At 50.3% G+C, this 10,699-nt stretch carries 9 protein-coding genes, 11 tRNA genes and 2 rRNA genes; 1 reads left to right on the forward strand and 21 read right to left on the reverse strand.

The window, feature by feature from the left end; genetic code table 11:
- Positions 1-15: 15 nt before the first annotated feature.
- The gene (locus ACQKPA_RS25285; protein WP_427495235.1) at positions 16-405 is read left to right on the forward strand and encodes a TIGR04086 family membrane protein; all 390 of its coding nucleotides are present in this window, start codon (positions 16-18) and stop codon (positions 403-405) included.
- 141 nt (positions 406-546) lie between these two features.
- Here the strand turns inward: ACQKPA_RS25285 and yajC are convergent, their stop codons facing one another.
- From yajC to ACQKPA_RS25390, 21 genes are all read right to left on the reverse strand, one after another.
- Positions 547-858 carry a preprotein translocase subunit YajC gene (gene yajC, locus ACQKPA_RS25290; RefSeq protein WP_427495237.1) on the reverse strand — a complete coding sequence of 104 codons (312 nt, stop codon included), beginning with the start codon at positions 856-858 and terminating at the stop codon, positions 547-549.
- A gap of 47 nt (positions 859-905) precedes the next feature.
- The gene (gene tgt, locus ACQKPA_RS25295; RefSeq protein ID WP_071222751.1) at positions 906-2,045 is read right to left on the reverse strand and encodes a tRNA guanosine(34) transglycosylase Tgt; all 1,140 of its coding nucleotides are present in this window, start codon (positions 2,043-2,045) and stop codon (positions 906-908) included.
- A 20-nt stretch (positions 2,046-2,065) separates the two neighbouring features.
- A complete protein-coding gene (gene queA / locus ACQKPA_RS25300) occupies positions 2,066-3,097 on the reverse strand; it encodes a tRNA preQ1(34) S-adenosylmethionine ribosyltransferase-isomerase QueA (RefSeq protein WP_427495238.1) in 1,032 nt (343 codons plus the stop codon).
- A gap of 5 nt (positions 3,098-3,102) precedes the next feature.
- A complete protein-coding gene (locus ACQKPA_RS25305) occupies positions 3,103-5,193 on the reverse strand; it encodes a SpoIID/LytB domain-containing protein (RefSeq protein ID WP_427495239.1) in 2,091 nt (696 codons plus the stop codon).
- 58 nt (positions 5,194-5,251) lie between these two features.
- On the reverse strand, positions 5,252-6,259 hold the full coding sequence (ruvB, locus tag ACQKPA_RS25310; protein WP_427495240.1) for a Holliday junction branch migration DNA helicase RuvB: 1,008 nt from the start codon (positions 6,257-6,259) through the stop codon (positions 5,252-5,254).
- Positions 6,260-6,288: 29 nt separating this feature from the next.
- Positions 6,289-6,906 carry a Holliday junction branch migration protein RuvA gene (gene ruvA / locus ACQKPA_RS25315; RefSeq protein WP_427495241.1) on the reverse strand — a complete coding sequence of 206 codons (618 nt, stop codon included), beginning with the start codon at positions 6,904-6,906 and terminating at the stop codon, positions 6,289-6,291.
- The gene (ruvC, locus tag ACQKPA_RS25320; protein WP_071222746.1) at positions 6,903-7,406 is read right to left on the reverse strand and encodes a crossover junction endodeoxyribonuclease RuvC; all 504 of its coding nucleotides are present in this window, start codon (positions 7,404-7,406) and stop codon (positions 6,903-6,905) included. Before ruvC ends, ruvA begins: the two co-directional genes overlap by 4 nt.
- 209 nt (positions 7,407-7,615) lie before the next feature.
- On the reverse strand, positions 7,616-8,329 hold the full coding sequence (locus tag ACQKPA_RS25325) for a BofC C-terminal domain-containing protein (RefSeq protein ID WP_427495242.1): 714 nt from the start codon (positions 8,327-8,329) through the stop codon (positions 7,616-7,618).
- 147 nt (positions 8,330-8,476) lie between these two features.
- Positions 8,477-8,550 (reverse strand) — tRNA-Pro (locus tag ACQKPA_RS25330).
- Between the two features lie 8 nt (positions 8,551-8,558).
- Positions 8,559-8,638: transfer RNA gene (locus tag ACQKPA_RS25335), tRNA-Leu, on the reverse strand.
- A 42-nt stretch (positions 8,639-8,680) separates the two neighbouring features.
- Positions 8,681-8,757 (reverse strand) — tRNA-Arg (locus ACQKPA_RS25340).
- Positions 8,758-8,761: 4 nt separating this feature from the next.
- Positions 8,762-8,836, reverse strand: a tRNA-Gly gene (locus ACQKPA_RS25345).
- Between the two features lie 40 nt (positions 8,837-8,876).
- Positions 8,877-8,952 (reverse strand) — tRNA-Lys (locus ACQKPA_RS25350).
- A 129-nt stretch (positions 8,953-9,081) separates the two neighbouring features.
- Positions 9,082-9,158: transfer RNA gene (locus tag ACQKPA_RS25355), tRNA-Asp, on the reverse strand.
- 30 nt (positions 9,159-9,188) lie between these two features.
- Positions 9,189-9,265: transfer RNA gene (locus ACQKPA_RS25360), tRNA-Met, on the reverse strand.
- A gap of 19 nt (positions 9,266-9,284) precedes the next feature.
- A tRNA-Val gene (locus tag ACQKPA_RS25365) sits at positions 9,285-9,360 on the reverse strand.
- A 135-nt stretch (positions 9,361-9,495) separates the two neighbouring features.
- A tRNA-Glu gene (locus ACQKPA_RS25370) sits at positions 9,496-9,570 on the reverse strand.
- Positions 9,571-9,587: 17 nt separating this feature from the next.
- A tRNA-Ser gene (locus ACQKPA_RS25375) sits at positions 9,588-9,679 on the reverse strand.
- Between the two features lie 5 nt (positions 9,680-9,684).
- A tRNA-Asn gene (locus tag ACQKPA_RS25380) sits at positions 9,685-9,760 on the reverse strand.
- A gap of 10 nt (positions 9,761-9,770) precedes the next feature.
- A 5S ribosomal RNA gene (gene rrf, locus ACQKPA_RS25385) occupies positions 9,771-9,887 on the reverse strand.
- A 132-nt stretch (positions 9,888-10,019) separates the two neighbouring features.
- Positions 10,020-10,699 (reverse strand): 23S ribosomal RNA (locus ACQKPA_RS25390); the annotation flags it as partial.

Raw genomic sequence — 10,699 nt, forward strand, 5'->3', positions numbered from 1 at the left:
TAAGGGGGATGATTCATGGAACCGATCCGGCGAGTCTTCACTTTCAGGATCACCAATCCGATTCTTTCAGGACTATTGTATTCTTTTTTCTGGATGTTTCTTGGCGCGTTGGCGTTATCCCTGCTTCTATGGGGCAGCGGGCTGGCCGAAGATGATTTATCGTTCTACACGTTTCTTGTACATGCCGTCTCCGCCTTTATCGGGGGTTGTGTGAGCGGCAAGCGCGCAGGAAACAAAGGTTGGTATTACGGCTGCCTGACAGGGCTGGTATACGGCGTTACACTGCTCGTCATTGGTTTTCTTGCTTTGGATAGTTCCTTGTCTTTCGGAGATTTGACGCTGATTGCCACGGTATTTGCTGGCGGCGCCATCGGGGGGATGTTCGGGGTCAATTTGAAAAAATAACGCTGGCTCAAATGCTCCTCATTACTTAATGGACTTCTGCTTCCCATTCTCCACGCTCATATAAAAAAACAAAGGCCGGCTCCCATGAGGGAGTCGGTCCTTTGTTTTAACGATTACATTCCATATGTATGTGATACGACATTATGCATCCGCATTCACACTATGGCTTATCGAGTTGCGGTCGAACGTTAACTTCGTTACATCGTTCACTTTCAAGACCACAATGTCGTCGGTAATCTCCACAATCGTGCCGTGAAGACCTCCGATCGTTACCACTTTGTCGCCCTTGGACAAGGCGCTAAGCATGGCGTTTCTGGTCTTCTGTTTCTTCTGCTGTGGACGAATAAGCAGAAAATAAAAGATGACAAACATCAGCACGAACGGCAAAATCAATCCCAAAATGCCGCCGCCTTGACCTTGCGCTGCTCCTGCAAGTTCAAATGAATTAAACATATCTTTCCCCCCTTTCACAAACTTATCATGATGGCCATGATCTTGCTTTAGAACCCTTTTTCATTATCATGTAGGCCGTACTTATCAAAAAACTCATCGCGGAAATCAAGCAGACGATCTTCCATAATACTCTGACGCACATTACGCATCAAATTAATCAAGAAATGCAGGTTATGATACGTTGTCAATCTTAGTCCAAACGTTTCATCACTCTTGATCAGATGACGCAGATAAGCACGCGAGTAGTTACGGCAAGTGTAGCAGTCGCATTCCGGATCCAGCGGTCCGTAATCCCTGGCATATTGAGCATTTCGAACGACAAGACGGCCTTGACTTGTCATCGTTGTCCCGTTGCGAGCGATCCGCGTCGGAAGCACGCAATCGAACATATCCACACCACGAATCGAGCCCTCAATCAACGCATCGGGTGATCCGACTCCCATCAAATAGCGAGGCTTATTGTTCGGCAGCAGGGGCACCGTGTAATCCAGCACTTCATACATAAGCTGCTTCGATTCTCCCACACTAAGTCCACCAATAGCATAACCCGGGAAATCCATGGAAGTCAAATCACGGGCGCTCTGACGGCGCAGATCCTCATGCATGCCTCCCTGAACGATGGCGAATAGGGCTTGGTCTTCCGGTCTGGCATGACTCTTCAGGCAGCGTTCAGCCCAGCGAGAGGTCCGCTCGGTGGATTGTTTAACGTATTCATACTCCGCAGGATAAGGCGGGCATTCATCAAAAGCCATCATAATATCAGATCCGAGCGCGTTCTGAATCTCCATCGCAACTTCCGGAGAGATAAACAGTTTATCTCCGTTCAAGTGGGAACGGAAATGTACGCCTTCTTCCGATATTTTTCTCATTTCTGCCAAGCTGAATACCTGGAAGCCGCCGCTATCGGTCAGGATCGGACGGTCCCAGTTCATGAATTTGTGCAGTCCGCCCGCTTCTTTCACAATATCATGTCCAGGACGCAGGAAGAGGTGATAGGTGTTGCTCAAAATAATATGGGCATCCATGGCTTTTAACTCTTCCGGGCTCATGGTTTTTACGGTTGCCAATGTTCCGACAGGCATGAATGTCGGCGTATCGATCACGCCGTGCGGGGTGTGCACTCTGCCGAGCCTGGCGCCTGATTGTTTGCACGTTTTAATATGTTCATAAGTAACAGCTGCTGCCATTGTGATAACCAACCTCCGAATTAATAGATAAACATCGCGTCGCCAAAGCTGAAGAATCGGTATTCCTTCTCAACAGCCTCCTTGTACGCTTTCATAATGTGTTCGCGACCGGCCAGCGCACTGACCAGCATAACCAGCGTGGATTTCGGCAGATGAAAATTCGTGATCAGCGCATCCACGACGGTAAAAGCATAACCGGGATATATGAAAATGCTCGTCCAGCCGCTGCTTTCGCGTAGAGGCTCGCCGTTCAGCTCCGATCCAACCGTCTCCAGCGTTCTGCAAGAGGTGGTTCCTACAGCGATAACCCGGCCGCCGCGCCGCTTCGTCTCATTCAGCAGCTCAGCGGTTTCCTGGGAGAGGGAATAATACTCTTCATGCATGACATGATCCTCAACCTGATCTACGGACATCGGACGAAATGTCCCCAGTCCGACGTGCAGGGTGATGAAGGCGATATCCACTCCCTTGGCCTGGATCTGTTCCAGGAGAGCTTCCGTGAAATGCAGGCCAGCCGTCGGTGCAGCTGCGGATCCTTCATGCTTCGCATATACGGTCTGATAACGATCACGGTCATCCAGCTTTTCCTTAATATATGGCGGGAGTGGCATTTGCCCCAATTCATCGAGGATTTCTTGGAAAATTCCCTTATACGAGAAGGATAAGGTGCGGGCACCCATCTCTCCTTCTTCCTCGATGACCGCTTTTAATTTTCCGTCTCCAAAGGAAATGACGTTTCCTTTTTTCAGCTTCTTGCCAGGTTTTACAAGTGCTTCCCACCGGTCTTGCCCCATATTCTTCAGCAGAAGGACCTCTGCCTTCGCACCGGTGTCTTCCTTTACACCGAATAATCGGGCCGGGATTACCTTGGTATCGTTTAATACAAGCGTATCTCCCGGATTCAGGTAGTCTATGATGTCCGCAAACGTTTGATGGCGTATATCTCCGCTCTGTTTATCCAGCGTGAGGAGCCTGGAGGAACTTCGATCCAGCAGCGGTGTCTGCGCAATTAAATGTTCGGGTAATTCAAAATCATACAAATCCACATTCATGTCAGTCAGTCCTTCGTAATAGTCGTGTTGCGGTAATAGTGTTGGAGTATCTGCTTGTAATCATACCCTTCGTCTGCCATTCCCTTGGCACCCCATTGAGACATGCCCAGTCCATGACCAAAGCCTTTACCGGTAAATTTAAAGCCGGGAGAGCTTTCAATCACGCGTGCTTTCCCCGTTCCATTCATCACAACGGTACCGGAACCTTTGACATTTCCGTTGCCGCTCCCTGAGATGACGGACACTGATTGGCCGCTTGAAACCGTTGATACCGCACCATTCGCGCTCAATACAGTATAACTTCCGGTTGATTCAATATCAAACAATGTGCTTGGCAGACCGTTAAAAGCCGAGCGGAACATATCCGGATATTTCACGTCCAGCACTTGACCGTTGGCCTTAACCGCAAGGGCACGTCCAGACGGGCCTCGCTCCGTGACATCCAGCGAAGTAATGGAAGCAGGCAGGCTATTGGAGGTTTTTCCTTTTAGAGAGGCGAGCAATTGATCCGAAGTATAGGGACCGCGAACCCAGTCATAACTGTTGGATTCCGCCACTTTCTCTAGGACGACAGCCGTTTCGCCCGGATTCATTTTGCCTACAGGCTCAACGTTCGATTGGATCAATGGGAGTGGACGGACGTTCGTATCCTTGGCGGTAACCGTCATATACAGGAGTCCTGCCGATGTTTTGTTTCCGGTTTCCTTCACATTGTCCTCGCGTACATAACCTGTAACACCACTCGGAAGAAGTACATGATACCAGGATTTAAGGGCTGCCTGGGACGAGGAGTCTCCAGGGCTTTCCACCGCGGCAAACAGATCGTTACGGTTACCCCACACCTCGGTGGAATCTGCCGTCATTCCTCCGCTATTGGAAGAAAAGACAGTTTCCACAATTTTGCCGTCCTTCATGACCACTTCGCCGTCGGTTGCATCCACTGCTTGAATAATGCTCGGATACTCATAGGCGGTTCCGTAATAAGCCTGGCTTAACGTTGTATCCACGACATGAGCTATTTCGAACTTATTACCTTGGAAGAGCGCATAGCTGCGCGCTGCCACAGCCTGTGCTTTCAGTGCTTCAGCCCCCCAGGTAGACGGCACCTCGGCTCCAACGACGGAATACAGGTACTGCTGGAATGGCAGCTCATTGACAAGATACAATTGACCGTTCTTTTGTCCGATCTCCAAAGCGCCTCGATACGAACGATCCGATCGCTCTTTCACATTCGTCCCGGCACCTGAAGCCCCTTCTAGCCGCAGAACGGATTGACCACCCGACAACATATAATGCTGTGTCTCTTGAGGAGATGCCAGGTTGAGGCCTACATCTCGTCTCATAATCAGACCCGAAGCTGACGCATTCTGTTCGACGAGGGAGCCGGATATTTTAGAAGCTTCCTGTTTGACTGCAGCCAGATCGGCTGTGTTGGCTGCCTCGCCGACCCACACCTCATAAGCGGATGCACCTCCGCTTTGCACCACAACATTAAAAGCATCCATGCCGGCATCTGCATACATCTTACGCACAGACTCGGCTTCTGCTTCCGATCCGTACGATCCTGCTGACAGATGCAGCCCGCCTTTAACCGAAGGCGTTTGACCACTCAGATAAGCAGCCGCCGTCTTCGCAGTTCGCGCAGCCCCGTCTAAAGCCGCTTTCTCTGTTCCGTACATACCGGCATATAGTTTGTATACATTTCCGTCCGCAAACAGCAACGGTTTGTCATTCGTCGCTTGCAGTTTTTTTGCTGCTTCCGAAGCCGTTTTCCAATCCGTGGTCTCAAGCACCTTGACGCGGTATGTATCCACACTCATTCGGACCTGCTGATTTGCTGGGATGTTCATCAAAGCCTGCTGTGCACCGGATGCAAGCAGCGATGCCGTCAGAGCCTCAGCGGATTTCAGTGTTACGGCATTGGTTGTCGATTTATACTGGCTTCCCAGATCCAGGAACATCGCAACACGAATCGTATCTAATGAAGGAGCGGCCGCATGTATCGCAGGTGCGCTCCATAAGGTTCCGGCAACAGCCAGCGACAAGAGTCCTTTGGTGGTCCAACCGAATAATGATTTCGTCCAGTTCCTATCCATTTACGTATTTCCTCCTGTAGCTATTAGGATTTGGTATGAAATGTAATGATTATATAATCTAACGACGATCCTCAGGGAAGGGAATACCTAAATGTTGATAAGCTGTGGGCGTTACAACTCGTCCCCGGGGTGTACGCTGCAAGAAACCGATCTGTAAGAGATACGGTTCATAAACATCTTCAATGGTTTGGCTTTCTTCTCCAATGGTTGCCGCAATGGTATCCAGACCTACTGGTCCCCCGCGGAAGCTTTTGATCATGGCATTCAACATTTTATGATCGATAAAGTCAAGACCCATCGGATCGATCTGCAGCATCTTCAACGCTTCCTGTGCGATGCTAGGCGTTATCATGCCATCTCCTCGAACCTGGGCATAATCACGCACCCTTTTCAAGAGTCGGTTGGCTATGCGTGGCGTCCCGCGCGATCTCAGGGCAATCTCTTCTGCTGCCCCTCCTAATATCTCGATCCCCAAAAGATCGGCATTGCGCGACACAATGTAACTCAACTCGTCGACCGTATAAAATTCCAGACGGCTTACCACGCCAAAACGGTCCCTTAACGGCGCAGAGAGCAATCCAGCCCGGGTGGTGGCGCCGATTAAGGTGAACGGTGGCAGATCCAGGCGAACCGAGCGTGCGCTTGGCCCTTTGCCGATCATAATATCCAGCGCAAAATCCTCCATCGCCGGATACATCACTTCCTCTACAGTCCGGTGCAGGCGATGGATCTCATCAATAAACAAGACATCTCCTTCCTGCAAATTGGTGAGAAGCGCAGCCAGATCTCCCGGACGTTCAATGGCCGGACCGGAAGTCGTACGGAGATTAACGCCAAGCTCATTGGCGATAATATTCGCCAGCGTCGTTTTTCCGAGTCCTGGAGGACCATACAACAACACATGGTCAAGCGCTTCGTTACGCATTTTTGCCGCTTCGATATATACCTTGAGATTTTCCTTAACTTGATTCTGTCCTATATATTCAGCCAAATAGCGTGGACGCAGACTAAGCTCGACAGCCTGCTCGTCCATCATCAGATTGGCGGAAATAATTCGATCATCCATCTATTAAACTCCTCTCCTGCAGCGATCCTCTAGCCGGCGTATAGCTGCTGCAGTGCCCGTTTCATCAGCACATCGACGGATTCACCGATTGCGGTAGTATCCTTAATCTTAAGCCAGACCTTATCCAGCTCGCTATCCGTATAACCAAGAGCCTGCAGTCCTTCACGTGCCTCAGACCACGCCGAGCCGTCAGCTTCCGGTTCAGGCTCCTGAATGGCAAACAGACCGGTCATCATGCTCGCATTTCCGAATCCCTCCAGCTTGTCCTTCAGGTCCAAAATCATGCGCTGTGCTGTTTTCTTACCGATTCCGGGAAGCTTGATCAAGAAGGATACATTCTCCTGATAGATCGCGGAAACCACATGATCCGGAGATCCCCCGCCCAATATGCCGAGCGCCACACGCGGGCCGATTCCCGAGACTTCGATCAGTTTACGGAACAGCTTCTGTTCCTCCCGTGTCGGAAATCCAAACAGCAGGATGGCATCCTCACGGACATGATGATGGGTAAACACCGTGATGGTTCCTTCGGTTTTGGCAAAAGCATACGGATTCGGGCAGAACACCTGATACCCTACCCCTTGAACATCCAATACAATATATTCACTCTCTAAGTGGACAACCTGTCCCCGTAAAAAATCGATCATTTTCGCAATACCTCATTTAACTTGGAATTCAGTGTATAGGAATGAGCGTGACAGATCGCTACAGCCAGTGCATCCGCCACATCGTCAGGTTTGGGAATGCTCTGCAGCTTCAGGAACATCCTGACCATCTCCTGTACCTGTTTCTTCTCCGCCTTGCCATAGCCGACAATGGCCTGCTTCACCTGCATCGGCGTATATTCTGCAATCGGGAGCCCGCGCTGGACCGCAGCCAGGATGAGCACCCCTCTGGCCTGGGATACGGACATCGCCGTGGTTACATTCCGGTTAAAAAACAATTTCTCGAAAGCAACGGCCTCAGGCTCATATTTATCAATAAGCTGCCCCATGCCCTCGTACACGTGGTGCAGCCTCTCTTCATCCGGTGTATGGGCTTCCGTCTGGATACAGCCATACTGTACCGGCGTGACTTTACTTCCAACCTTATCTACAAACCCGAAACCTACAATCGCAATTCCGGGGTCGATCCCTAAAATGCGCAAAACCAATCTCTCCTCTGATGAAGCGAACATATGTATCGTTCTCCCATTATAACAAAAGATCGGCCTCTGTTGAGGAAAAACTTTGATCCTTTAAGCACCAGTTACGTATCCTCTATATTGAGACCGCTAACATACCTGTCCAACGCAAAAAACTGCCCGGAAAATTTCCGAGCAGCATTTTTAGTTACCAAGCGACAAGGCCGAAGGGTTTAAGGGGTCGGATTCATGACATTTTCAGCCATATCCCGAGCATAGTCGCTAAAGGTTGACAGAACACTGTTATACTCTTCCATATCTTGAATTCGAATACCTTCCTCAAGCTGCTGAATCACATCTTTAGGCAAAGACGACTCCATCGAACCGACATCCAGCTGAAAGAAGGTCCGCATCACCTTCTCTTCCTCCGGTGGTCCATCAAACAAGGTTAAGTTTCCGTTGGAATCAATGCTCATATAGGCTTGCCTCTTACAGGTGGGTGATAGGTCGGATACGGTTTGCTCCAGCCAGACTTCACCTTTGTTATCCAATCGTCCCTGCCATAAAGGATTTTTATTCATCAGTTCATAAATACCGTCCGCCGTAAGCTTTCCCATATCCTGCTCTTCGATGCCGCATACATAGGTGATGCGAACATGAACATGCTTCTTTCCCTTCGAGGTATTCAGCTTCTGCATAAATCCCCTCTGATCCTGCCTGCGTTCTTCCTGCTTTTCATCCTCGATCTGCAAGTAATGCATCGTTTCTACGGCCAGTGGCGTTTCGTTAGATGCAGCAGTGAGCAGCTTTTTCATCTGATCCTTTATATTCTGGCCGGACCATATCATGATACCTGCGATTAATAGGATCGCACAGGACCATATCGCGCGTCTCCAGCGTCTCCAGCGTTTTCTGAACAGCTTCTTAAAGAATTGAAAAACACTCAAGGTTATCCCCTTCTATTCAATGTTTTTCATATTGTGACCGGGGAGCTGCCAAATTATTCAGTTTCGCTTTTGCCATCAGCATCATTTTCAATTCCATAACAAAGAAGGACTGCCTTCAGTTAAACTGAAAGCAGTCCTTCTTTCGAATCGGGATGACACGATTTGAACATGCGACCCCCTGGTCCCAAACCAGGTGCTCTACCAAGCTGAGCTACATCCCGTTATTTAATGCCGGTGAAGGGACTCGAACCCCCACGGTTTCCCTCACGATTTTGAGTCGCGCGCGTCTGCCAATTCCGCCACACCGGCACAATGAAATTTCATAATGAGTAAGTAATTGTTTAAAAAAAATGGCACGCCCTGAGAGATTCGAACTCCCGACCTTTTGATTCGTAGTCAAACGCTCTATCCAGCTGAGCTAAGGGCGCAAAATGGAGCGGACGACGGGAATCGAACCCGCGACCCTCGCCTTGGCAAGGCGATGCTCTACCGCTGAGCCACGTCCGCAATGTAATAGGTATTCCGTCTTATGCTCTCTTGGTAAAGATGGTGAGCCATGAAGGACTCGAACCTTCGACACCCTGATTAAAAGTCAGGTGCTCTACCAACTGAGCTAATGGCTCTTATTACTAAGAGTAAATGGCGGAACTGACGGGATACTCTCTCTTCGTTCGAGACTGCGAAGTCTATACTAACGAAGATGCTGCTTCGACGAACCCATGATGGATTCTCATCCCTGAAGCTTATAAGAATGGCGGAACTGACGGGATTCGAACCCGCGATCTCCTGCGTGACAGGCAGGCATGTTAGGCCTCTACACCACAGTTCCACGAGGCATTATCGCTATCGCGATATAAATTGGTTGCGGGGGCAGGATTTGAACCTACGACCTTCGGGTTATGAGCCCGACGAGCTACCGAACTGCTCCACCCCGCGTCATTAATGGTGGTGAATATGGTGGAGGCTGAGGGGATCGAACCCCCGACCCTCTGCTTGTAAGGCAGATGCTCTCCCAGCTGAGCTAAGCCTCCGTCTGGATTACTGTTAAAGAAAATGGTGACCCGTAGGGGATACTCTCACTTCATTCGAGACTGCGAAGTCTATGCTTACGAAGTTATCCTCCGACGAACCGATGGGATTCTCATCCCCTGATGCAATTAAGAAAGTGGTGACCCGTAGGGGATTCGAACCCCTGTTACCTCCGTGAAAGGGAGGTGTCTTAACCCCTTGACCAACGGGCCATATATGAAGTCCTTGCTGGCGGAGAGAGAGGGATTCGAACCCTCGAGACGCTTTTGGCGCCTACACGATTTCCAATCGTGCTCCTTCGGCCAACTCGGACACCTCTCCATAAGTGGCTCCCCGAACAGGACTCGAACCTGTGACAACTCGATTAACAGTCGAGTGCTCTACCAACTGAGCTATCAGGGAATATGTATCCGCTTGGCGACGTCCTACTCTCCCGGGACCCTTCGGTCCAAGTACCATCGGCGCTGGAAGGCTTAACGGTCGTGTTCGGTATGGGTACGCGTGGAACCCTTCCGCTATCGCCACCAAACGTATATTCAGGATCCGGCATCGCCAAATGCCGTGATCATCCTCCTTGCAAGTATAGCTTGTACACTTACAATTCAGTTTTGATCACCTGAAAACTAGATACGAAACGAATTTGCAGCACATTGAAATATTTTTGGATAAGCCCTCGACCGATTAGTATTGGTCAGCTCCATGCATTGCTGCACTTCCACCTCCAACCTATCCACCTCGTCGTCTTCAAGGGGTCTTACTAATTGGGAAATCTCATCTTGAGGGGGGCTTCACGCTTAGATGCTTTCAGCGCTTATCCCGTCCGTACGTAGCTACCCAGCCATGCTCCTGGCGGAACAACTGGTGCACCAGCGGTACGTCCATCCCGGTCCTCTCGTACTAAGGACAGCTCCTCTCAAATTTCCTACGCCCACGACAGATAGGGACCGAACTGTCTCACGACGTTCTGAACCCAGCTCGCGTACCGCTTTAATGGGCGAACAGCCCAACCCTTGGGACCTACTTCAGCCCCAGGATGCGATGAGCCGACATCGAGGTGCCAAACCTCCCCGTCGATGTGGACTCTTGGGGGAGATAAGCCTGTTATCCCCAGGGTAGCTTTTATCCGTTGAGCGATGGCCCTTCCATGCGGTACCACCGGATCACTAAGCCCGACTTTCGTCCCTGCTCGACTTGTAGGTCTCGCAGTCAAGCTCCCTTATGCCTTTGCACTCTTCGAATGATTTCCAACCATTCTGAGGGAACCTTGGGGCGCCTCCGTTACTCTTTAGGAGGCGACCGCCCCAGTCAAACTGCCCGCCTGACACTGTCCCCGTACCGGAT

Source organism: Paenibacillus sp. NPDC093718 (assembly GCF_050279985.1).
Classification (GTDB): domain Bacteria; phylum Bacillota; class Bacilli; order Paenibacillales; family Paenibacillaceae; genus Paenibacillus_AQ.